Raw genomic sequence first — 26464 nt, 5'->3', positions numbered from 1 at the left:
GCAGAATGTCACATGTCATCAACACGATGTAGCGTCATGTCGATAAAACGGCACAGTGAACCCCGGAGTTCCTGGAGTTGGGTCCCCCGTACGAGTTACGCGTCGATCGGATTTGCGGAACGCAGCCGCGCGAAGCTCCTGGTGAGCAGCCGCGACACATGCATCTGCGAGACGCCCAGCTCCGCGCTGATCTGCGACTGGGTGAGATTGCGGTAGTAGCGCAGCAGCAGGATCCGCTGCTCGCGCTCCGGCAACTGCACCAGCAGATGCCGTACCAGCGCCCGGTGTTCGACCCCCGCCAGCTCCGGGTCCTCGTACCCCAGCCGCTCGATCAGCCCGGCCGACCCGTCGTCGCGCTCCTGGGCCGCCTCCAGCGAGGACACCCGGTACGCGCTGCCCGCCTCCAGCGAGGCCAGTACGTCCTCCTCGGGGATCTGGAGCCGCTCGGCGATCTCCGCGGGGTTCGGATCGCGGCCGAGCGCCACCGTCAGTTCCTCGGTGGCCGACCGCACTTGGGCCCACAGCTCGTGCAGCCGGCGCGGTACGTGGACGGACCGCACGCTGTCCCGGAAGTACCGCCGGATCTCCCCCACGATGGTCGGCATCGCGAACGTCGGGAACTGCACGCCGCGCTCCAGGTCGAAGCGGTCGATCGCGTGGATCAGGCCGATGGTGCCGACCTGGACGATGTCTTCCATCGGCTCGTTGCGGCTGTGGAAGCGCAGCGCCGCGTACCGCACCAGCGGCACATTGGCCTCGATCAGCGCTCCACGGACCCGGGCGTGCTCGGCGGTGCCGGCCTCCAGCCGGTCCAGTTGCTCGAACAGCGCCTGCGTCAGCGCCCGTGCCTGGGCGCCCCGGGTCTGCGTCACCGCCACCTGCGGACCAGCCTTTCACGTTTCAATCAACGGCAAAAGCGGTCATAGCATCACAAGACATGTCCACTGTGTGCAAGCACCGGGCAACTACGTGTTGATCACGCAAGATACGCGGCGCGGGAGGAGAGGTGTAATCTTCAACTGATCAGCGCCCGATCAGCGAGGCCACGAACCGGCCCGCCCCCAGCGCCGCCGCCGACACGGCCTCGATCGTCATCGCCGCGAAGTCCGCCGCCCGGCCCGGCGCCGCGATCACCGCGTACAGCACGAAAACCAGCACGGCGAAGAGCAGCAGCCGTCGGGTGCGTTCAACCGTCACAGCGCAGCGCCGCCTTTCGCCGGGCCCGGGCCGGATATGCCGCGGGCCCGAGCCCCCGGTGAGGGGGTCGGGCCCGGCACAAGCGCGGTAGCGGAGGGATTTGAACCCTCGGTGAAGTTGCCCCCACACTCGCTTTCGAGGCGAGCTCCTTAGGCCGCTCGGACACGCTACCGTCGCGAAGCTTAGCACCCGCCGCCAGGCCGGAAGAATTCGGTGAGGAGCCCCGCGGTCTCCTCCGCGAGCACCCCACCGATCACCTCGGGCCGGTGGTTGAGCCGCCGGTCGCGCAGCACGTCCCACAGCGAGCCGGCCGCCCCCGTCTTCGCCTCCCGGGCCCCGTACACCACCCGGTCCACCCGGGCCAGCACGATCGCCCCCGCGCACATCGTGCACGGCTCCAGGGTGACCACCAGGGTGCAGCCGGTCAGCCGCCAGTCGCCGAGCTGCCCGGCCGCCGCGCGCAGCGCCAGCAGTTCGGCGTGCGCGGTGGGGTCGCCGGTGGCCTCCCGCTCGTTGCAGCCTTCTCCGAGCACGGCACCGCCGGGGCCCAGCACCAGGGCCCCGACGGGTACGTCACCGGCCTCGCCCGCCGCGCCGGCCAGGGTCATGGCCTGCCGCATCGCGGGGATCCAGGGGGCGCGCAACGGGTCCGCGGGTGGCGAGTCGTCCGAGTCGATGGAGTCGTCCGAGTCATCACCCATCCCGCGCGGCACCCCGGGCGGTCACCGGACGGCCTCCAGCACGTCCGCCGCGCCCAGCGTCTCGGCGATCTCGCCGAGCGCGTCATCGGCGGACAGCTTCAGTACGGTCCCGGCGTCGATGCCGAGATCCGCCAGCAGCGCGGCGTCCCCGACCGGCCCGCGCGGGACCTCGTCCGGGTCGGCGGCGCCGTCCTCGTCGTCGTCGTCGTTGTCGTCGGCGGCGTCGGAGCCGGCGGCCCCATCGGCCTCGGCCTCGTCGTCCGCCAGGTCGTCCAGGTCCTCCAGCGCCAGCACGTCGGCTTCCGCCGCCTCCCGGCCCAGCAGTTCGTCCGTCAGCAGGATCTCGCCGTACGCGCTGCGCATGGCCCGTGCGGCGTCCGAGACGAAGACACGCGGGTCGTCCTCGCCGTCGATCCGGACGATGCCGAACCAGACGCCTTCCTGCTCGATGCAGACCAGGACGGTGTCGTCATCGGGAGCTGCCTCCCGGGCCAGATCGGCCAACTCGTCCAGGCTCTCCACATCGTCGAACTCGGTATCACTCGCTTCCCAACCATCATCGGTCCGCGCGAGCAGTGCGGTGAAGTACACCGTGACTCTCCCCACTCGGTTTGGCTCTGCCACTCAGCATCGTGGCAGAAAAGCGTTGCCCTGTCGGGTAACCCGGCAGTTCACCCGCGGAATATTCCGCGTCCGCCCGGCAGCCGGAGTGTCCGGGGCATTCGGTACTGTCGCACTCATGCGGACCCATGTCGTCGACCACCCGCTGGTGGCGCACAAGCTGACCACGCTGCGCGACGAGCGCACCGATTCCCCCACCTTCCGGCGGCTGGCTGACGAGCTGGTCACCCTGCTGGCGTACGAAGCGACCCGTGACGTCCGCACCGAACTCGTGGACATCACCACCCCCGTGGCCGCGACGACGGGGGTGCGTCTTTCACACCCCAAGCCGCTCGTCGTGCCGATCATACGGGCGGGACTCGGGATGCTCGACGGCATGGTGCGGTTGCTGCCGACGGCCGAAGTGGGCTTCCTCGGCATGATCCGGGACGAGGCGACCCTCCAGGCCGCCACGTACGCCTCGCGGATGCCCGAGGACCTGTCCGGGCGCCAGGTGTACGTGCTGGACCCGATGCTGGCCACCGGCGGCACGCTGGTGGCGGCGATCCGGGATCTGATCAAGCGCGGCGCCGATGATGTGACCGCGATCTGTCTGCTGGCCGCGCCGGAGGGCGTGGAGCTCATGGAGCGCGAGCTGGCCGGCGCGCCGGTCACCGTGGTGACGGCGGCGCTGGACGAGCGGCTGAACGAGATGGGGTACATCGTGCCCGGGCTGGGCGACGCCGGCGACCGGCTGTACGGGACGGCCGGTTAGGGACTGTCGTCACAGCGGCGCCGCGGCCGGCCCGGCGGGCGGGCCGGGCGTCGCCCGGCGGGATCGGGCCGCCACCCCCTAACAGCCGGGATCCCGCTCGCCGGTGCCGTTGCCGGGGTTCTGGAGGGCTTCCAGGGCGCGGGCCGCGTCCTGGGGGGCGGCCAGGTTCTTGAAGCCTTCGCCGATCACGAAGTCGACCTCGGGGGCCTCGCGGGCGTCGTCCGCGGCGGCCTGGGCCTGTTCGGCGCCGGCCAGCTGGGCGCCGACCACCGCCAGCGCGCCGGTCTCCTCGGCGTCCCCGGCGCCCATCAGCAGCCCGGGGGCGGCCACCTTGCCGTCCAGCTCCTCGGGGGCGTTCTCCACCTTGCCGATGACGAAGCCGCGTTCGGCGAGTGCGTCGGCGGTCTGCTGGGCGAGGCCGGTGCGGGCGGTCGCGTTGTAGACGTTGACCGTGATGGACCGGGGTTCCGGCAGTTCCGCGAGCGGGCCGGTGGCGCCCTCCGCCTCGGCGTCGGGGCGCTGGGTGGCGCACTCGCGTACGCCGCCGGCCGCCGCCTGGGTGCCGTCGTCCTCGGCTTCCGCGGAGAACACCCGGATGAGCTGGAGCGTGCCGGTGCCGACCAGGCCGAGCACGGCGAGGGTGGACAGGGCCACGGCCACCGTGCGGCGGCGACGGCGTGGGGGGCGCATCCGGGGGTAGCGGTCGCCCGTGATGCGGTTCTTCTTTCCGCCCATGCCGGGAGGCGTCAGCATGCTCATGGACGCAGCGTAGTCATGTGCGACCCCAGGACCTACTAAATGATCAACCGATGGACTGAACCGACCCCGAACGGCCGACGAACACCGATGGTCAGCCCATCTCCAGCACCCGGGCGTGCAGCACCTGGCGCTGCTGGAGCGCGGCCCGCACCGCCCGGTGCAGCCCGTCCTCCAGATAGAGGTCGCCCTGCCACTTCACGACATGGGCGAACAGATCGCCGTAGAAGGTGGAGTCCTCGGCGAGCAGCGTCTCCAGATCCAGCTGGCCCTTGGTGGTGATCAGCTGGTCAAGACGCACGGGGCGCGGGGCGACGTCTGCCCACTGCCGGGTGCTCTCCCGGCCGTGGTCAGGGTACGGCCGGCCGGTTCCAATGCGCTTGAAGATCACACGCAGAGCCTACCGGGCGGGGCGCTCGCTTCGCAGCCGCACGGTTTTTTCCGGCCGGGGGCCGAGGTTCACGGTGCGGTGGTGAGGGCGGCCGGCTGCCAGGCGGAGTGGCCGACGGCCCGCGCGATGACCCCCAGGTTGGCGGCCAGGGCGTCCCGGCTGAGGTTGCCGAGGTCGTCGCAGGCCGCGTGGTAGCAAGGGTCGTACGGTGCTCCCGCCGTGCCGCCCCACCGCTGCGCCTGGGCGGCGGTCTTGACGCCCTCGGCGCCGGTGAAGGTGCCGCCGGCCGCGATGCCCGCCTCGATGAAGGGCCCGTAGTCGCTGCGGCCGTTGAACGGCGTACGTTCGGCGGTCAGCCCCTGCTCGGCGAGGTAGCCGGTGAGGTGGTCGGCGACGGCGGCCGAGCCGGGCGGGCCGCTCACCCCGTCGTGGACGAACAGTCCGTGGTTGGGGGAGCCGATCATGTCGAAGTTCAGGTAGAGGGAGATCGCGTCCCGCTCGGCGTCGTCGAGCCCGGCCACATAGTGCTTCGAGCCGAGCAGGCCGGACTCCTCCGCCGTCCACAGCGCGAAGCGGAGGGTGGCGCCGCCGCCCCGGTAGTGGTCGGCCAGCCGCAGCGCGGTCTCCAGGACGCCGGCCGAGCCGGAGCCGTTGTCGTTGATGCCGGGGCCGTGCGGCACCGAGTCCAGATGGGCGCCGGCCATCACCACCCGGTCCGGGTCGCCGCCCCGGGTCTCGGCGAGGACGTTGAACGTTTCGCGGTCCTCGGCGACCTGTTGGAGTTCGAGGCGGACCCGGGCCCCGTCCCGCGCCGCCAGGGCCAGGCCGTCGGTGCGGGAGATGCCGCCGACCGGGAGCACCCCGCTCGCCGGGTCGCCCAGGGTGCCGCCCAGCGGGCCGCCGTCCGGGGCGCTGTCGTAGATGATCGCGGCCACCGCGCCGGCCGCCGCGGCCGCTTCGGCCTTGGCGGCGAAGGTGCAGTCGCCGCGTTCGATCAGGGCGATCCGGCCCCGGTGGGTGTCGCCCGGGTAGTCGGCGGGTGCGCAGCCGAGCCCGTCCGCGAGGGCGAGCGGGGCGCTCAGGCCGCCGTCCGGGGTGTTGGCGGTGTACGTCATGGCCCGGATCGCGATGGCGCGGCCGTCGTCGGTGGTGAGGTGTTCGGCGGTGGTCTCCCGGTGGGAGAAGGTGAACCGCTGGTAGTCGACCCGGTAGCCGGCGTCCTTCAGCAGCCGGCCGGCGTAGCGGGCGGACCGTTCGTGGCCGGGGCTGCCGGCCGCGCGGTGTCCGTCGGAGGCGTCGGCGATCCGCTGGAAGGCGGCGAGGTGGCGCAGGGCGCCGTCGGCGGTGGTCTCCTCGGCGAGGACCCGGGCGAGGCGTTCGCCCCGGTCCCGGTCGGTGGCGGGGGGCGCGGCGCCGAGCAGGAGCAGCAGCGGGAGGACGGCCAGCCGGGCGATGATCGTACGAGATGGGGTGCGCACGGACGGTGACGGTAGGCGGCCCGGTCCGTACTGTCACGCAGGTCGCCGGTGCGTCCCCGTAGTCGAGATCACATTGACCTATTAGATGTACACGACACATAGTTACCCGCATGGGCGGTGTGATCACGGGGTTCGCGATCATCGCCAGCATCATCGGAACCGGCTATCTCCTGGGACGGCGCGGCTCGCTCGGGGACAACGGGCGCGAGGTCCTCACCAAGCTCGCCTTCTACGTGGCCACCCCCGCGCTGCTGTTCACCACCCTCTCCGGCGCCGATCTGAGCGTCATCTTCTCGACCCCGCTGCTGGTCACCGCCATCTCCACCTTCGCCGTCGCGGCCGTCTTCATCGCGCTCGGCGCCGCCCGCGGCTGGGGGGTGGGCCGCACCACCATCGGCGCGCTGTGCTCCAGCTATGTCAACGCCGGCAACCTCGGCATCCCCATCGCCGTCTACGTACTGAAGGACGCCACCCTGGTGGCGCCGGTCCTGCTCTTCCAGCAGCTCATCGTCATGCCCGTGGCGCTCACCGTGCTCGATCTGTCCGGCGGCGGCGGCGCCGGCACCCCGGTGTGGCGGCGGGTGCTGACCCCGTTCCGGAACCCGGTGGTGATCAGCGCGCTCGCCGGAGTCGCGGTGGCCGCCTCCGGCCGGACGCTGCCGGAGCCGCTGCTGGAGCCGGCCGTACTGATCGGCGGCATGGCGGTGCCGGCCGTGCTGCTGGCGTTCGGGATCTCGCTGCACGGCAGCAGCCTGCCCGGGCGGGGCGAGGACCGCTGGCCGATGCTGCTGTCGGTGGCGCTCAAATCGGTGGGCATGCCGGCTGTCGCCTGGGCGGTGGCCACCGGGATCTTCGGGCTCGGCGCCACCGACGTCTTCCACGTCGTGGTGACCTCGGCGCTGCCGGCCGCCCAGAACCTCTTCACCTACGCGTCCCGCTACCAGGTGGGGATACGGCTGGCCCGGGAATCGATCCTGCTGTCCACGGTGCTGGCGATCCCGGTCCTGGTCGTCGTCGCGGCCCTGCTGGGCTGACCCCGGCGCCGCCAGGATTCACCCGCCGGATTCACCCGCCGGATTCACCTGATCCGGCCAGCGGGACACCACACGGGCGGCGGCGGGACGGCCCGGGCTCAGCGGGCCGCCGCCCGGCGCGGCGCCCCGGCCCGGGCCACTCCGCCGCCGTAACACTGCGGACAGTGCTCACGCCGTACGTCGCGCAGCGAGCGCTCGTCGTAGCGGTAGATCTCGCCCACCGACCCGTCACAACCCTTCGTGGGGCACGGCGCGTTGGCCCGCAGCGCGGACGCCCGCGGGGCGGCGGCCGGCACCCAGTTGCAGGACAGGCACGGGTGCAGAAAGATCTCCCCGCGCACTTCGAGGGCGGTCACCGCCTGCGGGGCGTCGCAACCGGGGCAGGGGTAGGCCATACGCCGGACCGTACCCGGCCATGGCCCCGCCCCTGCCCCGAGTTGGCGCGCATCACCCGTGCACGGGCGTGCGATCCGGCCCGGTCAGCCGGAGATGTTCCACTTCTGCGCCGCGTTGCCGGAGCAGTAGGCGATCTGCACCTGAGTGCCGCTGGTGGAGTCCGCCCACGGCACATCCAGGCACTTGTCCGCCGAGATGTTCACGATGTCGTTGTTCGGACTGATCGCCCAGCGCTGGGTGGCGTTGCCGGTGCACTGCCACATGTGGACCATCGTGCCGTCGCCCGTCTTGGCGTCCACCAGGCTCAGGCAGTTGCCCATGGCGCGCAGCGTACCGTCCGAATAGAACGTCCACTTCTGCGCGTTCGAACCGTTGCAGTCGAAGATGGTGGCCGCCGTGCCGTTGTCGGTACGCGAGTTGGCCACATCCAGACACTTGCCGCCCAGGCCGGTGATCTTCACGCCCGCACGCGTGGGATACGGATTGTTGTTGGCGGGGGCCGGCGGCGGGTCGTTCTTCGGCTCCTCGCCTCCCGAAGGCTTCTGCTCCTCCTTCTGCTCCTCCTTCTCCTCCTTGCCGGCACCGCTGTCAGCGCCCGCCGGGGGCGGATCGGCGGCCGGCGGCGGGGCCGCGGGCAGCTGCTCCTGCCGCTCCTGCTGCCGCTCCTGCGCCTCCTCCTCCGCTTCCGCGTCCTCCTCGGCCTCGATCTCGTCCTCCGCCGGCTCCGACGCCGGCTCGTCGTCCACGACGACCGGCGGCAGATCGATGTCCGGCGGCCGGACCGCGCCGACCGGTGCCGCGTCGCCGCCGCTGGTCACACCGGCGGCCAGCAGCGGCACGGTCAGCACGGCCGCGGCGGTCAGCACCGCGCCGGACACCAGCGCCGTCCACACCCGGCGGCCCGGCAGCAGACCACGAGGGGTACGGGCGGGGGCCCGGGCGAACGTCTCCGAGAACCGCGTCTGCTGCCCGGAGGCCGGCGACGCGGGTGGGGGTGGGTGTTGGGGCATGGAGCTTCTCCTGTCAGAGGGGAAGGTCTTCTTCGCGCAGCGTCATCAGCTGCTGCGCCTCGGGGGTGGTCAGTTCGGAGACGCGCATCGCCTGGCGCTCCGTCATCGCCTGGAACAGCTGGCGCGCGGTACGGCCGTTGCCGAACCGGTCATCGCGCGGAATGGCCTCCACATAGGCCGCCAGCCGGTCCCTGGCGCCGTCACTCAGCTCATAGCGGTGCCGCGCCGCGTGGTGCTCCACGATGCTCACCAGCTCCTGCGAGGAGTAGTCGGCGAACATCAGGGTGCGGGTGAAACGGGAGGAGAGACCCGGGTTGGAGCCGATGAAGCGGTCCATGTCCTGCGGATACCCGGCGGCGATCACCACCACCTCGTCGCGGTGATCCTCCATGAGTTTCACCAGCGTCGCGATCGCCTCCCCGCCGAAGTCGTTGGAGACGCCCGCCGGAACCAGCGCGTACGCCTCATCGATGAACAGTACGCCGCCGCGCGCCCGCAGGAACGCCTCGGTGGTCTTCGGGCCGGTGTGGCCCACGTACTCGCCGACCAGCGCGCTGCGGTCCACCTCCACCAGGTGGCCCTTGCCGAGCAGACCGAGCGCCTTCAGCAGCCTGCCGTACAGCCGGGCCACCGTGGTCTTGCCGGTGCCCGGGTTGCCGGCGAACACCAGATGCCGGGAGAGCGGCGGGGCCGGCAGCCCGGCCTCCTCGCGCATCCGCACCATCTGCATGAGCTTCACCATCGAGCCCACATCGCCCTTGACGCTGCCCAGGCCCACCAACTCGTCCAGCTCTTCGAGCAGTTCCTCCAGGGTCTCCGGCTCGGGCTCGGGTTCGCCGGCGTCCGCCAGCGTCGGCTCCGCCGCCGGATCACCGGCCTCGGCGCCGGCGCCGCCCGCCGGGCCGGCTCCGGTGCTGCCGGGCACCGGCCCGCCGGGGCCGACGCCGGCCGGCCCCTTGCCACCTCCCGGGCCGCCCGCACCGCCCCCGGTCAGCAGCGCCGAGGCCACCCCCACCGACACACAGTGCTCGAACGTCGGCTTCGCGCCCTCCGTCAGCCCCACGTCCTGCTCACAGTCGAAGACCCGGCAGCCCCGGAACACCGGCTCCGCGCCCATCCCGATGTGCAGCGCCGGAAACCGCGACCCGGCCACATCGCAGTGCTCGAAGACGCCGCGCGCCTTCTCCCCGACCAGCACCCCGTTCTTGCCGGCCCGCTCGATCCGCACCCCGCGCACCTGCGGCTCGGTGCCCTCCCACACCACCAGGCCGCTGCCGCCCGCGCCGAACACCCCGCCGCCCTCCATCCGCAGCGTGGCGCCGGAGTCCACGGTCACCCCCGCACTGCCCACCTGGGTGACGGTGGTGGCCAGCAGCGTGACCCTGGCCCCCGCCCCTATCTCCACCCCGCCCTTGTGCTGCCCGGTGATCGAGCACTCCCGCAGCTCGCACTCGCGCGCCGACTGGAGCCGTACCCCGGTCTCGCCGCCCACCACCCGGCTGCCGCGCATCGTCAGCCGGCCCTCGCCGGTGACCTGCACCCCGCACATCGCCGCGCCGTCCAGCACACAGCCGGTCAGCTCGGCGGCGGCCGAGTCGGTGACCGCCAGGGCGTGTTCCGCGCCGCCGGTGACCGTGGTGCTCTGCACCGTGCCGCTGGACCGGTCGGCGAAGTGCAGCGCCGAGTAACCCGTACGCTTCAGCTCCGAGTTGCGCAGCTCGGCGGTGGCGTCCCCCAGCACCAGCAGCCCGTTGGCGGCCGGCCCGGTGATCCGGCAGCCCGCCGCCGCCAGCCGCGCCGCACCGCCCGCCGCCAGCGCGCTGCCGCCCGGATCGGTGATCCGGCAGTCCGTCAGCTCGGCCCGCCCCTCGTGATCCAGCTGCACCCCGGACATCGCCACCGCGTCGATCCGGCAGTCCTCCACCCGGGCATGTGCCGTGTCCTGCACCAGGATTCCGTGCCGGCCCGCCCCCGAAAGCCGGGCATCGCGCACCAGCAGCCGGGAGTTGCCCCGGGCCCGCAGCGCCGAGCCGGACACCTCACTCACCCGCAGCCGCTCCGCGAGCAGTACCGCCGCCCCCGACAGCACCACCCCGATGCCCTCCACCGAGTCGATCACCGAGTCCTCGGCCCGGGCCCGCGCGTCGCCGTCCAGATGCAGCGCCGTGTGGTGCGCGCCGTGCAGCCGGGTGTGCCGCAGCACCAGCACCCCGCCGGCCACCGGATCGTCCAGCTGGGCGCGCAGATCGTCGTCCACGGTCAGCGGCAGCGGGCCGCTGTCCGGATCGGCGGGCATCCCGGGGGAACCCAGCACCTCCACCCGGCCGTGGCTGAGCGCGCAATCCTCCAGGGTCAGCCCGGAGGCGTCCTCCACCCGCACCAGCGGCTGTGCCGGATCGGAGCCGCGCAGCACCAGGCCGCGCAGCACGCAGTCGGCGGCGGCCACCGAGACCGCCGGGCCCTGCGGCGGGCGGATGATCACCGAGCCGGTGCCGGCCAGCGGTTCGAGGGTGACGCGGCGCTCCAGGCGCAGCGCCTCCGGGTACTCGCCGGGCGCGACGGTGATCACCGCGCCGGCCTCGGCGGCGGCCAGCGCGCGGCCGATGGTGCGGTGGGCGCCGCGGCCCTTGGGGGCGACAAGGAGCTTCATCGGTATCAGTCGGTTCCCTCGGTGGTCACGGAGTCTCCGCATTCTCGTCGGTCCCGCCGGTGTCGGCGCTGTCGCCGGTCACGGTGATCCCGCTGACGTCGCCGGCCCCGGTGAACCAGTCGCGGCCGAAGTTCTCCCGCATCCACGGGCCCAGCACCAGGCCGCCGAACGCCTTGTCGCCCAGCTTGCCGAGATAGGGGATGCCGAAGATGTCCAAGGCGCCCTGGCGGTGGTTCCAGCGTCCGCTGGTGTTGCCGATGAACGCGGTACGGCCCGCGCCGATGGACAGGCCGCCCAGGGCGCCGCCGATCGCGGTGCCCGCGCCCTCCAGGAGGGCGTCCAGGCCGCTGAGCTTGTGGAGGTTGCCGTCCGCGTCCTTGACGCCGAAGATCGCGGCGTTGGCGGCGCCGACGATCCAGCCGCCGATGAAGCCGGAGACCATGCCGACGCCCCAGTCGTACGTGCCGGAGCGCCAGCGGGTGACCTTCTCGTTGCCCATGTACTCGCCGGCGGTGTTGTCGTCGTTGGGGCGCCGGAAGCCCGGCTGGCCGGCGTCCCGCTGGCTGAGCGGGACCTTCCAGGAGCCGCCCCGGTTGTCCGCGAAGTGCCCCATCGCGAAGGTGCCCTTGACACCGGCGGCGATGGTCGCGCCGAACGCCGCCTTGGCCACGTCCAGCCAGCTGAACTCGTTGCCGGTGGCGGCGGCGATGATGCCGTTGATGGTCAGGCTGGCCACGAAGTCGATGATCCACTCCTGGGCCATGTCCACGATGAGGGAGCGGGCGGCCTTGCTCATGAACGACGCGTACTGCGACTCGCCGGCACCGACGTTGGGCCGCGTCCACTCCCAGTTGTTGACCTCGCGCCAGGACCGGCTGAAGCCCCGGTACTCGGCCGCGAAGCCGAGGAAGTTGACGTCCCGGCCGATCCGGCTGGTGCTGACCGCGGAACCGGCACCGGCACCGGCGCCGCCGTCCGGGGTGAGGCTGTCGAGCAGGCCGCGGATCCGCCCGCCGAGTTCGGTGTCGCCGGCGGTCATCGACAGCCGGCCGAAGGAGTCGTAGCTGTAGACGTAGCCGCTGATGGTGCGCTCGTTGATGACGGTCTGCACCCCGTCGATGTCCGAGTACCGGCGCCATGCCTTGGTCCACTCGTCGCTCTCCAGCCAGGTGCCGTCGCCCAGCTGGATCTTGCGGCGGATCTCGATGCCGTTGTCGAACTCCTTCCACACCCGCAGATCCTGGGCCGCGCCGCCCAGGGTGGCGCCGGCCGGCGGCTCGGCGAGGTACTCGCGGACCCGCGGCGGGCCGTCGTTGTGCCAGGCGCTGACCGAGCCGTGGTGCGGCTGCTTCGGCAACTCCTGGACGATGAGCGGCGAGTCGCCGGTCCGGTGCAGCATGTCCTCCCAGCGGACGCTGATGTCCTGCTGCCAGTCGGTGTGCCGGCCGCCGTTGCGGTCGATCCACCAGCGCTGCCGGTCGATGGCGTCGTCGCCGAACGGCTGGATGTTGCCGTGCCGGTCGCTCTTGGTCCAGTGCCAGGACACCGAGCCGTCGGTGTCCGTGACCCGCCAGGCGTCCAGGGTGGTGCCGTCCGAGAGCATCCGGTGCTCGCGGATCAGGCCGCCGCCGTTCGGGGCGAAGTCCTGGTACGACTCGCGGTCCCAGTACAGCTTGCCCATCTGGTTCTTGTTGGCGGTGATCCGCGGGCCGGTGGTGACCGTGCCGTCCGCGGCCGTGCTCTGCCAGGTGAGGTTCTTGACGTCTGGGCCGCCCGTGGAGGTGACGGTGATGGCGTTGTCGCCGGAGCCCCAGGTGTCGGAGCGGGCGATGACGTTGCCGTGGATGTCGTACTTCGTCCAGTTGACGGACGTGGAGTGCACGGTGAGGGTGAAGTCCCGGTCGCCGCTGCCCTTGACGACGCCGTCAGCGGTCCGCACCTCGGGGGAGGGCCGGTACTCGATCATCGAGCCGTCCTTGAACCCGATCCGGGCGACCCGGACATCACCGGCGCCGCCCGGCCGGTACGGATTGACGCCGTCGGTCGCCTGATCGGCCCGGAAGTGGTCCTGGAAGGCGATGTCCTGCCGCCGCAGGTTCGTGGGAACGACGAAGTCGCCCGAGTCGAAGGTGCGGAACCCCTGGAGCTTGCCGGTGCCCTCCGACCACGGCAGGTTCTTGCCGTTCAGGGTGGTGCCGGTGGGCATCTTCACATCGCCGACGGTCAGCTCGTTGCCGTTGCCGAGCTTGCGGAACTCGCGCACCAGGTCGCCGGCCTGGCTGATGGACTGGATGGTGCCGTTCATGCTGGTCGCCGAGATGCCCTTGAGGGTGGGCGCGCCGCCGGCGACATCGGTGGTCTTCCACACCGAGACCTGGAAGTGGCTGTCCTTGGCGATGTAGGGGAAGTCGGTCAGGTCGGTGCGGAAGTACGTGCTGGGGGAGAGCACGTTGCGGTAGAACGCCGGCGGGCGCTGCTCGGCGAGCCGCTGGATGGACAGGTCGCCGCCGCCGTTGGGCAGCGCCTTGCCGAGGTCGATCTCCTTGCCGCCCGGCGAGTGCGACATCCAGCTGTTGTCCTTGAAGCCGCCGCCGGGGGTGACGTCGAGCTGGAAGTACCGCCGTACATCGTGCGGGGTGAGCTGGAAGCGGCCGAACTTCTCGTGGACGACGACGGTTTCGCCGGTGCGCGGGTTGATGGCCGTATCCGTCCAGCCCCGGCCGTGGCCCCAGTCGCGGGTGCCGCTCGCGACCGGCCGGAAGTCCTTGTCGTAGCGGTGCCACAGGTCGCCCTTGACGAAGCCCTGGCCGGCCGGCGAGACATTCATGTCGGTGAGGACGCTGCCGCCGTCCGGGTTCGCCCGGAAGTGCCGCACCCGGTGGCTGGTGAGGTCGGAGACGTCGAACCAGCTGCGGGTGGACTCGCCCCAGTGCCGGCTGCCGAAGTTCACCGAGGTGCCGGACGCGTTGAACTCCGTCCAGCGGGGCCGCTGGTGGAGCAGGCCGAAGGTGCCGCCGCTGGAGGAGACGTGCACGTCGAGGACGTTGCCGTTGGCGATCGGGCGGCGGGAGAACACCTCGACGCCGGAGTAGCTGTCGAGCCGGATCACGCCGTGGCCGTGGCCGGTGACGTTGACGTTTCCCGAGTCGTACCAGGGGACGCTCCGGCCGGCCGGGACCTGCACATGGACGTTGTTGTCGCTGTGCACCCGGACCCAGGAGTTCTCCGTCATGTCCGCGTTGAAGCTGACCTTGAAGTGCTGGCCAGGGACCAGCTGCCCGTCCCGGACGATGTTGATCCGTACCTCGGTGAGCTGGCCGTTCTCGTTGTAGATCTTGTACTCGCCGGCGCGCAGCCCCTGGTCCGGGCCGCGCTCGAACCGGTAGCCGCCGCCGTCCACCCGGGTGATCCCGAAACCGCCGGCGGGCTGCGGGTTGAGGTCGCCGTTGAGCAGTGCGTGGGTGTCGGTGCGGATGAAGCGGTGGTCGACGCCGTCCGAGAGCCGGATGGCGTCGAAGGTGGCGCCGCCGTTGCCGGTGACCCGGAAGACGGTGCCGTTCGGGGTGACGGTGGACTGCGCGGTGAGATCCACCCGCCCGTTGAGGTTGTAGAAGGTGATGGTCTTGGCGTCGGCGCTCTCGTAGCGGAAGCCCACCCGGTTGCCGGCGCCGTCGGTGCGCGGGGTGATGCGGACGTCGTCGATCGTGGCGAGGTCCGAGTCCAGCGCGTCGAAGGCGACATGGTTCGTACCGGCGGGGGTGGTGACGTCGTACACCCGCAGGCTGTTGTCGGAGCCGGTCAGCCGCAGCGACGTGAAGTCGAACTCGCCCTTCGCGTTGTACACGGTGAGGTGGGTGTCGGTGCGGCTGAGGAAGCCGTCCTGGCCGTGCCGGCTGAGGGTGAGGCCGTCGACGGGGGTGCCGCCCGCGTTCAGCAGCTGGTTGCCGAGCGGGGCGGTGGGGTCGCCGGCCGGGCGGTGGACGAAGCCGACCGGGTTGCTGTCGGCGCCGCGCAGGGTGATGACGTTGTGGGTGTGGTCGCGGCCGGGGCCCAGCACGAGGTGGTGGTCGCCGTGCTGGACGCGGAACGAGCCGCCCGGCTGCGGGGTGACCGTGGCCTTGCCGACGATGTTGCCACCGGGGTTCATCAGCCCCGGGCTGTCGCCGCCGCGCAGGAAGAAGCCGGCCAGCGGGGTGCCGGGCAGCGGCTGGGCGGTGCTGAGGAACCGGCCGTCGTTGCCGTGGAAGGTGAGCTGGGTGTCGGTACGGGTGAGGAAGCCGCCGCTGTGCCGGCCCAGGTGGAGGCCGTCGATGGGGGTGCCGCCCGCGTTCAGCGGGTGGCCGCCGAGCGAGACGGAGGGGTACGCGTTCGGCGCGGCGGGGTCGATGACCGGGCGGTGCAGGAAGCCGGCCGGGTCGCCGTCCGGGCCGCGCAGGGTGATGACGTTGTGGGTGTGGTCGCGGCCCGGGCCGAGGACGAGGTGGTGGTCGCCGTGCTGGACGCGGAACGAGCCGCCCGGCTGCGGGGTGACGGCGGAGGTGGTGATGACGCCGCCGTTGGCGTCCAGCAGGGCGGGGTGGGTGCCGCCGCGCAGGAAGGTGCCGTTGAGCGCGTCGCCGCGCAGCGCCGGGGCGCTGAGGGTGTGCGCGCCGTCAGCCCCGTGGAAGGTGAGTTGGGTGTCGGTACGGGTGAGGAAGCCGTCGGCGCCGTACCGCACCAGGGTGATGGTGTTGAGGTCCTGGCCCTGCGCGTTGAGCGGATGCCCGCCGGGCGGGGCGTACGGGGGCCGGGTGGGGAGGTGGACGAAGCCGGTGGTGCCGGCGCCGCCCGGGCCGGTGAGGGTGACCACGTTGTGGGTGTGGTCGCCGTTCGGGCTGAGCACCAGGTGCTGCTCGCCGTGGTGGACGCGCAGTGCGCCGCCCGGCTGCGGGGTGAGGCCGAGGCCGGGGCCGGTGACCGGCCGGCCGTCCGTCCCGATCAGGCTCAGCTCACCGGTGTGGGTGGTGCGCAGCGACCGGATGTCGGTGAGCGTGCCGTCCGCGAGGTGGATGTCCTGGTGGCTGAAGGTGTGCGTCCGGTCGTAGAAGACGGTACGGCCGCCGCCGGGCGGGGAGAGCTGGAGGGAGTCGTTGGCCCACCGGGCGTCGCCGACCGTGCCGGGGCGGACGACGCTGGTGGTGCCGTCCGCCGTGTGGACGGTGATCCGGGTGTCCCCGAAGGTGCCGCCGGTGAGGGTGATCTCCCGGTCGTGGACGCGCAGTACGGGGGCGCCGTCGTTGCCGAAGCCGTAGGTGAAGCGGTCGGTCTGCCGCCCGCTGACGGTCAGGTCGAACTGGAAGCCGTCGGCGTCCGCCCGGGTGATGTGCAGGCCGTTCGGCGGGCCGGCCGGGGCGACAGCCACCACCTGTCCCTCGGCGTTGAACCGCAACTGGACCTGGTGCCCGGAGAGTCCGGGAAGCCCGACGGTGCGCGGCTGCGGCACGGTCGGTGCCGGGGTCGGTGTCGCCGGGGTGGGGGTGGGGGTGGCGGTGACGGGATGCATCTCGAAGTCGCCGGTCCGGCCGAGGCCGCCGACCGGGGTCTCGGGGGTGAGCCGGGCCGGGGCGGGGGTGCCGACCGCGGTGGGCCCGCCGATCGGGTCGTGCGTGGTCAGGTTGAAATCCTGCCGCATGATCCGGCCGTCGCCCGCGTCGTACTCGACCCGGACGACGGGGGTGGAGCCGTTGTGGGCCTCGAAGGCGCGCAGCCCCGGGATGTTGTTGGGGTTGGCGGTCACATCGACGCGGAAGTTGACGGTGCTGAGCGGCTCGCGGACGGAGATGGTGACGCCCGGCAGGCCCTCGATGCCCCGGTAGGTGTGGACCGCGGCGGGGGTGGTGGTGGCCGTCCACACCTGAACGGGGGTGTTCTGGTGCGGCATCGGGATCTTCGGCATGTTCAGCGGCGGGAGCAGCCCGATGCTCCGCAGCAGTTCGATGTCCTTGGGGGTGAGCGGCCCGGGGTTGGTGTGGGTGTTGGCCGTGGGCGCGTCGAGGGCGCCGGTGTGGGCGGGCGGCGGGGTGAGGTCCAGGCCGGCGGTATTCACGGTGGGCGCGTCGGCGCGGGCGTTGATGCCGGGGGCGGCGAGCTGGCCGGGGGCGGGGGCCGGGGTCTGGCCGAGCGGGGTGAGATTGAGCTGGGCGCCGCCGGGGGTGATGCCGCCCGGGGTGCCGGCTCCCGGGGTGATGGCCCCGGGGGCGGGGGCGGGGGTGGTGGCGGTGGGTGGGGTGACCTGGCCCACCGCGCCGACGCCGGGGGTGTCGATGCGGCCGAGGGCGGCGGCGTCGGAGAGATTGATGCCCAACTCGGGGATGCTGACGTGGGCGGCGGCCGGGGTGCCGCCGGTCAGGGACGACAGGCTGGTGTTGGCGTGGATGGCGGGAAGGTCGGCGATGCGGGCGTCGAGGCCCGGCACGTTCGTCGGGAGGCTCTGGAAGGACGCGCCGACGTTCTTCAGGGTGGGCGGGGAGACGCCCACGCCGGTGTTTCCGGTGCTGATGTTGCCGAGGCCGGCGACGCCGCCCGGGGTGTCGACGGCACCGGTGACGGGCACGTGGACGCCGTTCAGGCCGATGCCGCCGGGGGTGGTGACGGAGGGGGTGACCGCCCCGATGCCGCCCGCGTGGACGCCGCCGACGCCGGGGGTCGCGTTGGCGACGCCGGGTACGTTGACGGCGCCCACGTTGACGCCGCCGATGCCCGGGGTGGTGTTGGAGATCCCGGGTACGTTGACGGCGCCCACGTTGACCGCGCCGACGCTGGGGGTGGTCGCCGAGAAGTTGGGGACGCCGACCGCGCCGGCGCCGACCGCGCCGACGCTGGGGGTGGTCGCCGAGAAGTTGGGGACGCCGACCGCGCCGGCGCCCACGGCGCCGACGCTCGGGGTGGTCACGGAGAAGTTCGGTACGCCGACCGAGCCCGCGCCGACCGCGCCGACGCTGGGGGTGGTCACGGAGAAGTTCGGCACACCGACCGAGCCCGCGCCGACCGCGCCGACGCTCGGGGTGGTCACGGAGAAGTTGGGGACGCCCACGGTGCCCGCCCCCACCGCCCCGACGTTCGGGGTGACGGTGGAGACGTTCGGCACGGCGACCGCGTTCACCGTCGGGGTGGCGGTGGAGATGGCCGGTACGTTCACGGTGCTGCTGGGCACGGTGATCGTCGGCGCGTTGACGCCGATGGTGGGCACCGGCACGACGCCGCCGCCGGGGGCGGCCACGATGGGGACCATCGGGCCCAGCTGCGGCGGGGCGATCGCCCCGCCGATCGGCACATCGACGATCACGGCGCTCATGTTGGGCCGGATGGGCACGGCGAAGCTGACCCCGCCGAGGCCCTGGTGGGCCAGGCTCAGGTTGATGCTCGGCGGCGAGGAGAACTGCACGCCGTTGCCGAGCCCACCGGGCACCAGCGAGCCGGGGTTGGGCACCGAGACCGGCGGGACGGAGGTCAGGCCACCGGGGTTGAGCGGGGTGGTGCGCAGATTGACGGGCGGTACGCCGCTGAAGCCCAGGTTGTTGAAGCGGACCAGCGCGCCCGCCCCGCCCGGCGGGGCGAAGGCGTGCAGCCCGGCGCCGGCGGCGCCGGAGATCTTGCTGCCCAGACCGGCCACGCCCGCCGCGTCCAGGCCCAGGCGGTGCATGCCGAAGATGCCGCGCTCGATGAAGCCGATCTGGGCGGCCTTGGCCAGCCCGACCAGCCGGATCTCGTGGCCGGCGATGGGCAGGAACAGCCGGATGCCCTGGGCGCCCTTCAGCCCGTTCCACATCATGCCGGGCATGGCCTTGAGACCGTTGATGGCGCTCAGCACCGGCTTGATGATGACGAAGCTCTTGGCGCCGAAGTTGGTGATCACCGCGAAGTTGGCCATGGCGGGGCCGAACTTCAGGAAGTTCAGCCCGTTGCCGATCTTGACGCCGTTGAGGGTGAGGTTCCCCATGGCGGGCGAGAACCGGATGCTGGTGAAGAGGCCGTTGGCGCCCCTGAGCCAGGTGCCGCCGAAGGTGAACGCGCCCTTGCCGCCGGCGCCGAACAGGATCTTGGCGCCGCCCCAGGCGCCCTTCGCCCCGGCCGAGATACCGCCCCACAGTTTGGTGAGGGAAAGGCCCCTGGTGGTGGGGGCGATCACGCCCAGGATTCCCAGGACCAGATCGGTGACACTGCCCTTGCCGTTGGCGAAGTCGACGGCGGTCTTGATGAGCAGCGCGACATTCAGCGCGATGGCGAACAGGGCCAGCGGACCACCCACGATGATCGCCGGGATGATCAGGATGATCGCCAGGATGCCCAGCGCCTTCCAGAACTCATCACACGGGTCGACCGGCGACTTGATGCTGTCCCCGGCCGCCCGGATCGCCCTCGCGGCGACGTTGGCCGCGTCCTCCAGCGTCGATTTGGCGTCCTGGGCCGTGGACTTCAGGTTGTCGCGCTCGGGATCGTCCTCCTCCAGACCGGCCGCCGACTCCAGCGCCCGGTCGGCGCGGCCCTGCTCGGTCCGCATGACCTCGACATACGTCTTGAGCGCCGACTGCACGCTCTCGTGCGCGGACTTGAAGGAGGAGACGTACTTCCGCAGGTCCTTGTCGATGATCTTCCGCAGCGCGTCCGCGGTCTTGCCGACGAACGCCCCGTCGGCGGTGTTCTTGATCTCGGTCAGCCCGTCGTCGATGTCCGACGCGAGCGACACCAGCTTCGCCTGCGAGGTGATCAGGTCGTCCAGAGCACCCGGATCTCCCGGGGTGGGGTCCTTCGAGAACCCGAGAGCGCTCCAGTCGTCGGGACGAGCCATGGGCGGTACTCCTTCTGGGGCCCGGCACACATGAGACGGGGGACGCTCCGGCATCGTCGCACGGCGCGATCCACCCCCTACACCTATCCACTACTACGCGACAGCACCGCGTTCGGTTCAATGGTCGTGTTGAACCTTCCCGGTGCCCGGCGCGTAGAAGGGGCAGCGGACCCACGCGTACCCGGGAGGCCCCGTGCCTGACTTCTCCATCGACTACGGCCAGTTGCAGGTCGTGCAGACCCGGATGCGTACCCTCGCGGACCAGGCCGGGGACGGCGGCGGCGAGGGCGACTTCAAGAACGTGGGGTCGGACTCCGCCGAGGCCAGGCGGGTGCTGGGGAACACCACCCTGGCCGCCGCCTTCAACACCTTCTACCAGCGTTCCAGGAGCCGCACCAAGCAGGCCAAGGACGGGCTGACCGAGCTGGCGGACACCTTCAAGGGGGTCTCGGACTCCTGGTTCGAGTCCGACTCCAAGATGGCCACCGGCGGTGGCGCGGACGCCCAGCGCGGCAAGTTCAACGAGTGGCTGGGCGACAAGGCCGCCTACGAGCGGTGGGAGAGTGACAAGGCGGCCTGGGACAAGATGCTCGAAGACATCGGGGCCACCGACTACTTCGAGGAGAACCCCGACGCGAACATCAACAAGGTGTGCGGAGGCGAGGACGCTCCCGGCTTCTGCGAGGCGTGGCGGGATTACGACAACCCCGCCGATCCGCCGGGCAAGGCGCCGGACAAGCCGGCCGCCACACCGCCGGACACCTTCACGTACAAGGACGAGGACGGCACCATCACGGTCACTCTCCAGTACGACGACGATTACAACATCACCGGCCAGACGTCGGAGATCACCAACAACAACGGCCAGTCGTACAAGACGGAGCAGGTGTACGACGGGCCGGTCCGCGAAAGCACCCACCCGGACGGCGGGTCGATCCGGGACTACACGATGACCACCACCTACGGCGACGGCACCAAGAGTGTCGCCGTGGTGCGGTTCAACGACGACGGCACGGGGACCATGGAAGTCACCACGGACGACGAGGTCAAGAAATACACCCATGCCGGCGGTGAGAAGGACGAATGGGAAGAGGTCAAGTAGCCTCCCCATCCGCCCCATTCGGTAACAAGGAGAAGTGACGCATGGCAGCCAATATCAGCCTTGACTACGACGAGATCGACCGGGTGTGCACCATCCTCGACAACGCCGTCGACGCCACCCTGGTGCCCCGGATGAACGAGGCCAAGAAAGAGGTGGACGACCTCCTGAAGACCGGTCTGGTGCTCGACGCCACCAGCCCCGCCCTCCAGGGGAAGTACGAGACCTTCACCGCCAGCCTGGTGGCCGGCGCCCGGGCCATCGAGGACTACGCCAAGCAGTTCAAGGCGATCAAGGACTCCGTCCAGAAGATGGACCAGGAAATGGCGGACAAGATCAACGCAGGTTGATCCCACACCGTCCCCGCCCCACCGCACAAGGAGCCCCACGTGCCCAATGTCGTTTTTGATTACGACGAAATCGCCGCCACCAAGACCAAGATGGTGGCCAAGCTCAGCGATATCGCCAGCGAGCTGACCAACTTGAAGACACAGGTCGACACCCTGCTCCAGGGCGGTCTGGTCTTCGAGAAGGCCAGCCCCGCCATGCAGGCCGCGTACGAACAGTTCACCAACCAGCTGGAAGCCTCGGCGAAGAACATCGAGGAGTACGCGAAGATGTTCGAAGATTTCGGCATCAGCATGGCGGACTCCGACCAGGACATCGCCAACGACGTCAACAAGGCGGCCGAGGAAGCCAGGAACAACTCCGACGGGTGAGACCGGCCCACGCCACCCAGGCGAACGGCCGCCCCCTTCTCCCCGGGGGCGGCCGTTCTTCCGTTCGGGCCGACGCTCAGCCGTGCCGCGCGTTCAGCGATGCCGTGCGCTCAGCCGTCCAGCACCGTCAGCGGAACCTGCACCGCGATCACCTGCCCGGCGCTGTTCGTCGTCCAGCCCCGGCCCTCCGGCAGCGCGGTCCGCACCTGGTCGCCCGACAGCCTGGCACCGATCAGATCGCCCTCCACCAGCGACTTCGGCCCCAGCAGCAGCCCGGCCCTGGACCGCCGCGCCGCGCCCATCCACCCCAGCGTGCTGATGGAATCCGGCGGCCCGGCCAGCAGCAGCCCCTGCGCCCGGTCCCGGCCGGCCGTCGCCACCGTCCGCAGCACCCGGTCGGCCCGCGAGTTCCCCAGGATGTCCGCGTCGTCCACCACCACGACCACCGGCCGCCCCGCGACCGCCTCCAGCGCGGCCGTCACCTGCTCCGCCTCCGGGTCGTGATCCGCCAGCACCGTGGCCAGTTCGTGCGCCGCCAGCCGCCGCAGCTGCGAGTCACGCGGGGTGATCACCACCAGCGCCGTACCGTTCAGCAGTAGCGACACACTCATCGCCGACAGCGCCGTGGACCGCCCCGAGCGCGGCGGACCCGCCACGATGAAGCTGCCGCCGCCGGAGGTGAAGTCGTAGCCCAGCGGGCCCACCGCGTCACCACCGATGCCCAGCAGCGCCCACAGCGGACGCCGCTCCTCGGGCCGCACCTGCTCCATCGCCTCGGTGAAGCCGATCAGCCCCGGCAACTGCCCGATGGTGAACGGCCGCCGCCCGGCCGGCACCTGAGCGTCCCGCAGCGCCGCACGCTTGCCGATCGCCCGCACCGCGTCCGCCTGGTCACCGGCCACATCGCCGTCGTCCCCGTCGGCCCCGCCGTCCACCGGCAGCAGCCCGATCTGGGTCTCCACCCCGGACGGCGCCATCCAGCCCCGCCCCGGCAGCACCTGCGCCGGCGCCTTCCCGCGCGCCATGCCCGCCAGGTGATAGTCGCTGGGGTCGCTCTGCCGCAGCAGCAGCCGCCGGTCGTTGTGCGCGGCCATCCGGCCGCCCAGCAGCAGCCGTTCCGAGGTGGCGACGACGTGGATGCCCGCCGCCGTGCCCTCCCGCAGCAGCCGGGTGACGTCGGTGAACAGCCGGCCCCCGTCGTAGTCGTCGAGCATGGCGCTCAGCGCGTCCCAGCCGTCGATGAGCAGCAGCAGATGCGCGGGCCGGCTGTCCTTGGGCAGCTTGGCGCGCAGCTCGTTGATCCCCGCGCAGTTGTGCTGGGACACCGCCCGCTGCCGGGCGCCGAGTTCGGCGGTCAGCCGGTGGATCAGCCGCTCCAGCCGCTCGCTGTCGTACCGGTCGACGACCGCCCCGCAGTGCGGCAGCGTCTCCAGTACGGACAGACCGCCGCCCGCCGCGTCGATGCCGTAGATGTGCAGCTCGGCGCTGCTGACGGTCTGGGCGGCCGAGCCGGCGATGGTACGGAGCACCTGGGTGCGGCCCGAGCGCGGCGCGCCGATGACGTACAGATGGCCGAAGGTGGAGAAGTCGATGGTGCCCAGCCGCTGTTCCTGGAAGTCGGGCAGGTCGAGCATGCCGTACGGCACCAGCGGCAGCGCGCCGGGCGCCGGCGCCGGCAGCTCGGCGGGCGGCAGCTGGTCCAGCCGCAGCCGGCCGTCGAGCGCCGGCAGCCAGGGGCTGGGCTGCTCGGTGTAGTCCGGCAGTTGCTCGGCGGCGGCGGAGATGGCCTGCACCAGGGCGAGCAGATCGGTGGGCCGCTCCTCGGGGACGGCCTTGTCCGCGGCGGGCAGGTCGTCGTCCTCGTCGCGCAGTTCGGTGAGCCGGCCCAGGCCGCTCCAGGTGAGTTCGACGCCGCGTACGGTACGGGCCGGGGCGGGCGCGTTCGGGTCGGTTTCGGCCGGGTCGGGCTCACCGCCGGTGCCGCCGCCGGGGTCGGTGTCGGTGCGTTCGGCGCCGACCCAGGCGGTCTGGAACGGGGTGGGGTTGTTGGCGCCGCGCCGCACCAGGGCCCGCCCGGGGTTGCCGGCGGAGATCGCGGCGGCGTCCGGGTTGTTGATGATGTCCTGGCTCTCGGAGCGGTCGGTGACGCGCAGCGCGATGCGCAGATTGGTGTTGGCCTTGATCTCGGTGTTGACCGAGCCGCCGGGCCGCTGGGTCGCCAGGATCAGATGCAGACCGAGTGAACGGCCGCGCTGCGCGAGGGAGATCAGCCCGGGGACGAAGTCCGGCAGCTCCCGTACCAGGGTGGCGAACTCGTCGATCACCAGCAGCAGCCTGGGCAGCGCGGGCAGCCGCGGATTGCGGGCCCGCTTGAGCCGGTACTCGGGGTGGTCCTTGGCCTCCACCTCGGCGAGCAGCTGTTCGCGGCGGCGCAGTTCGGCGTCCAGGGAGGCCAGCGCGCGCTGCACCAGGTGCCCGTCGAGGTCGGTGATCATGCCGAGGGTGTGCGGCAGTTCGGCGCATTCGCGGAAGGCGCTGCCGCCCTTGTAGTCGACCAGTACGAAGGCCAGTTCGTCGGGCCGGTTGACGGCCGCCAGCGAGACGATCATGGTCTGGAGGAGTTCGGACTTGCCGGAGCCGGTGGTGCCGCCGATCAGCCCGTGCGGCCCGTCGCGCACCAGGTCGATGCGGAGCGGCCCCTCGTACCCCTCGCCCAGCACGAAGGAGGTGGAGGCGGGCCGGCGCGACCAGTTGTACGCCAGGGCCTGCGCGCTGGGCGGCTCCTGGCCGATCAGCGGCAGCAGCCGGACATCGGCGGGCAGTCCGGAGTCGGCGTCCACCGTCACATCGCGCACCGGGGCGATGGCACGCGCTACCTCCTCGCACCACTGGGTGGTGACCAGATCGGCGCGGACGCCCTCGACGGTGGGCAGCCCGGAGATCCGTACCTTGAGGGTGTCGCTGGCGTTGCCGTCCGCGTCGGACTCGGCGGTGGTGATGACGGCGGTGCACTCCTCGGGAAGGAGCCGCTCGCGCTCGTCGAGGCAGACGCTGAAGATGCGCACGCTCGGCCCGGTGGTGAGGACCTGCACGATGCCGGGGACATCGCGCAGCCGGCGTGAGCCGTCCAGCACCACCAGGATGTCGGGGAAGTTCATCAGGGTGCGGCCCAGCGCCGAGGACGCGGCGTCGGTACGGGCCTTGATGTCGGCGATCAGCTCATTCACCCGGTGGGCGGTGGACTCGGGGTCGTTGCCCACCGAGATGACCGTGCCGGACGCGGAGGCCGGCCGGTCGGGGCGCAGATGCGGCAGCCACCGTACCCAGCTCCAGGCGTCCGCGTGCTCGTGGCTGGCGAGGACGACGATCCGCAGGTCGCGGGGGCTGTGCAGGACGGCGGACTGGGCCACCGCCCAGCAGGCGAGGCGGCGCGGCCCGGCGCCCGGTCCGGTGATGCCGATGACGCCGAGGTGGGTCAGCTCCACGCTGTAGGGCACATCGGCGAGCCGCCAGTGCACCTTGGTGTGGTTGGCCTCGCGGGCGGAGTCGTTGATCTCCTTGAGCGAGGCGCGGGCGATGGTGCCCACCCGCAGGGAGAGGTGGTCGGGGTCGCGGCGGCGGCGCTCCCACAGCTGGTGGCCGGGGCCGGTGGCGGTGAGGAGGACGGCCGCGGGGTCGGGGAAGGTGTCGTTGCGCAGGCCGCGTTCGGCGACGGTGGCGTGCCGTACTTCGAGTTCGAGGGCGGCGCGGCGCAGCCGGAAGAGCCGCAGCTGCTCCTCGTACTGCTTGCGGCCGGTGCGGCGGCCCATGGCCCAGTTGCCGACGGCCATGATCGGGCTCATGAGGATGAAGACGACGAAGAAGAAGGAGCGGAACAGGCTGACCATGATCAGACCCATGATGAGCGGGGTGATCAGCATCAGGAACGGGAAGGGCCGGGCGCCGCGTTTGGCGGGCGGGCCCTGCATCCGCATCGATTCGGCGTCCAGGTGCGGGGCGATGCGCGGCGGCCGGTTGTACTCGATGGCCAGGCCGTCGGGGGAGGGGTTGACGGCGGCGTCCGGCTCGAAGCGGGGGCTGAGCCGCAGCAGATGGTCGCCGAGCGAGAGGTCGGCGTACGGGGGCCACTCGGCCTCGCCGTCGTCGGGCTCCGGCAGCAGGTGGACGGGCGGCAGCGGGGGCACGGCGGGCAGGCCGTCGGGTCCTGGCGGGATCGGGTCCACCGAGTGGCCGCCGGGGCCGCCGTCCTGGGTGCCGGCCGGCTCCTCGGCGGTGAGCGGCATGCCGGTCTCGGGGTCGACGGGCGGCGGCGGGGTGAGCGAGCGCAGGCCGCAGCGGTCGGGGTCGGCGCCGGCCGGGAGCCGGAAGCTGACGCCGCCGTCGGCGGCGACGGTGATCCAGGTGCCCTGGGCGGGGGCGCCACCGCCGCCGCCGGACAGCCGCAGGGCGCAGCCGCGGTCGGAGCCGATCTCGTAACTGCCGGGGCCCAGCAGCCAGACGTGGCCGGCGTCGGCGCCGCCGACGTGGCGGACTTCGACGAGGGCGACGTCGTGTGCGGCCGGGGTCCAGGAGTGGGTGAGGGAGGGGCGGGCGGCGGGGGCGTCCACGCCGAGGATGGCGCCCTCGCGGATGCCGCTGGCGCTGACGCCGGTGTCGGGGTGCAGCGGCTGGTCGCCCAGGTAGAGCTGTTCGGCGCCGAGGACGGCGCCGAGGTCGGCGACGGTGGCGTCCTCGGGGACGTCCAGCAGGTGGTCGGTGGGCGGGCCGTCGGGGGCGGCGGTGGTGAGCGTCAGTTTCACGGCAGTCCAGCGGCGTCGGGCGCTCGCGCGTC

17 protein-coding genes and 1 tRNA gene are annotated in these 26464 nt (G+C 72.0%); 5 read left to right on the top strand and 13 right to left on the bottom strand.

From position 1 onward, the window contains the following. Nucleotides 1-95: 95 nt before the first annotated feature. The 5 genes from AC5WRL_RS26390 to AC5WRL_RS26370 form a co-directional block, all read right to left on the bottom strand. Nucleotides 96-878: an RNA polymerase sigma factor SigF gene (locus AC5WRL_RS26390; protein ID WP_496091177.1), complete on the bottom strand. Its 783-nt coding sequence runs from the start codon at nucleotides 876-878 to the stop codon at nucleotides 96-98. A 145-nt stretch (nucleotides 879-1023) separates the two neighbouring features. Continuing rightward, entirely contained in the window at nucleotides 1024-1197 is a 174-nt protein-coding gene (locus AC5WRL_RS26385) for a hypothetical protein (protein WP_496091176.1), read from the bottom strand. 85 nt (nucleotides 1198-1282) lie between these two features. After that, nucleotides 1283-1369: transfer RNA gene (locus tag AC5WRL_RS26380), tRNA-Ser, on the bottom strand. 10 nt (nucleotides 1370-1379) lie between these two features. Beyond that, the gene (gene tadA / locus AC5WRL_RS26375; protein WP_496091175.1) at nucleotides 1380-1898 is read right to left on the bottom strand and encodes a tRNA adenosine(34) deaminase TadA; all 519 of its coding nucleotides are present in this window, start codon (nucleotides 1896-1898) and stop codon (nucleotides 1380-1382) included. A 21-nt stretch (nucleotides 1899-1919) separates the two neighbouring features. Then, the gene (locus tag AC5WRL_RS26370) at nucleotides 1920-2489 is read right to left on the bottom strand and encodes a tRNA adenosine deaminase-associated protein (RefSeq protein ID WP_496091174.1); all 570 of its coding nucleotides are present in this window, start codon (nucleotides 2487-2489) and stop codon (nucleotides 1920-1922) included. Between the two features lie 148 nt (nucleotides 2490-2637). On the opposite strand from AC5WRL_RS26370, the gene upp reads away from it, so the two are divergent. After that, the gene (gene upp, locus AC5WRL_RS26365; RefSeq protein WP_496091173.1) at nucleotides 2638-3273 is read left to right on the top strand and encodes a uracil phosphoribosyltransferase; all 636 of its coding nucleotides are present in this window, start codon (nucleotides 2638-2640) and stop codon (nucleotides 3271-3273) included. A gap of 78 nt (nucleotides 3274-3351) precedes the next feature. Here the strand turns inward: upp and AC5WRL_RS26360 are convergent, their stop codons facing one another. From AC5WRL_RS26360 to AC5WRL_RS26350, 3 genes are all read right to left on the bottom strand, one after another. Continuing rightward, on the bottom strand, nucleotides 3352-4032 hold the full coding sequence (locus AC5WRL_RS26360) for a LytR C-terminal domain-containing protein (RefSeq protein ID WP_496091172.1): 681 nt from the start codon (nucleotides 4030-4032) through the stop codon (nucleotides 3352-3354). A 91-nt stretch (nucleotides 4033-4123) separates the two neighbouring features. Then, the gene (locus AC5WRL_RS26355; protein ID WP_496091171.1) at nucleotides 4124-4420 is read right to left on the bottom strand and encodes a type II toxin-antitoxin system VapB family antitoxin; all 297 of its coding nucleotides are present in this window, start codon (nucleotides 4418-4420) and stop codon (nucleotides 4124-4126) included. 68 nt (nucleotides 4421-4488) lie between these two features. Beyond that, the gene (locus AC5WRL_RS26350; protein ID WP_496091170.1) at nucleotides 4489-5898 is read right to left on the bottom strand and encodes a M20/M25/M40 family metallo-hydrolase; all 1410 of its coding nucleotides are present in this window, start codon (nucleotides 5896-5898) and stop codon (nucleotides 4489-4491) included. Nucleotides 5899-6008: 110 nt separating this feature from the next. On the opposite strand from AC5WRL_RS26350, the gene AC5WRL_RS26345 reads away from it, so the two are divergent. Beyond that, nucleotides 6009-6932 (top strand): AEC family transporter, encoded by a 924-nt coding sequence (locus AC5WRL_RS26345; RefSeq protein WP_496091169.1) that lies wholly within the window; start codon nucleotides 6009-6011, stop codon nucleotides 6930-6932. A 98-nt stretch (nucleotides 6933-7030) separates the two neighbouring features. Here AC5WRL_RS26345 and AC5WRL_RS26340 read toward each other — a convergent pair whose 3' ends face one another. The 4 genes from AC5WRL_RS26340 to AC5WRL_RS26325 form a co-directional block, all read right to left on the bottom strand. Next, a complete protein-coding gene (locus tag AC5WRL_RS26340; RefSeq protein WP_496091168.1) occupies nucleotides 7031-7327 on the bottom strand; it encodes a hypothetical protein in 297 nt (98 codons plus the stop codon). Nucleotides 7328-7411: 84 nt separating this feature from the next. Beyond that, nucleotides 7412-8338, bottom strand: coding sequence for a ricin-type beta-trefoil lectin domain protein (locus AC5WRL_RS26335; protein ID WP_496091167.1), 927 nt, complete (start codon nucleotides 8336-8338; stop codon nucleotides 7412-7414). 13 nt (nucleotides 8339-8351) lie between these two features. Then, on the bottom strand, nucleotides 8352-10988 hold the full coding sequence (locus AC5WRL_RS26330; RefSeq protein WP_496091166.1) for a right-handed parallel beta-helix repeat-containing protein: 2637 nt from the start codon (nucleotides 10986-10988) through the stop codon (nucleotides 8352-8354). Nucleotides 10989-11013: 25 nt separating this feature from the next. Then, nucleotides 11014-19815, bottom strand: coding sequence for an RHS repeat domain-containing protein (locus tag AC5WRL_RS26325; protein WP_496091165.1), 8802 nt, complete (start codon nucleotides 19813-19815; stop codon nucleotides 11014-11016). Nucleotides 19816-20008: 193 nt separating this feature from the next. On the opposite strand from AC5WRL_RS26325, the gene AC5WRL_RS26320 reads away from it, so the two are divergent. The 3 genes from AC5WRL_RS26320 to AC5WRL_RS26310 are packed head-to-tail and all read left to right on the top strand — an operon-like array spanning nucleotide 20009 to nucleotide 21633. Next, entirely contained in the window at nucleotides 20009-20917 is a 909-nt protein-coding gene (locus AC5WRL_RS26320) for a serine/arginine repetitive matrix protein 2 (protein ID WP_496091164.1), read from the top strand. 41 nt (nucleotides 20918-20958) lie between these two features. Continuing rightward, nucleotides 20959-21264 carry a hypothetical protein gene (locus AC5WRL_RS26315; protein WP_496091163.1) on the top strand — a complete coding sequence of 102 codons (306 nt, stop codon included), beginning with the start codon at nucleotides 20959-20961 and terminating at the stop codon, nucleotides 21262-21264. A 39-nt stretch (nucleotides 21265-21303) separates the two neighbouring features. Then, on the top strand, nucleotides 21304-21633 hold the full coding sequence (locus AC5WRL_RS26310; protein ID WP_496091162.1) for a WXG100 family type VII secretion target: 330 nt from the start codon (nucleotides 21304-21306) through the stop codon (nucleotides 21631-21633). A 110-nt stretch (nucleotides 21634-21743) separates the two neighbouring features. Here AC5WRL_RS26310 and AC5WRL_RS26305 read toward each other — a convergent pair whose 3' ends face one another. After that, nucleotides 21744-26432, bottom strand: a complete 4689-nt coding sequence (locus tag AC5WRL_RS26305) for an FtsK/SpoIIIE domain-containing protein (protein ID WP_496091161.1) — start codon at nucleotides 26430-26432, stop codon at nucleotides 21744-21746. Nucleotides 26433-26464 lie beyond the last annotated feature (32 nt).

Source organism: Streptomyces sp. NTD107, assembly GCF_059510435.1.
This window is presented reverse-complemented; position numbering and strand designations above follow the sequence as displayed.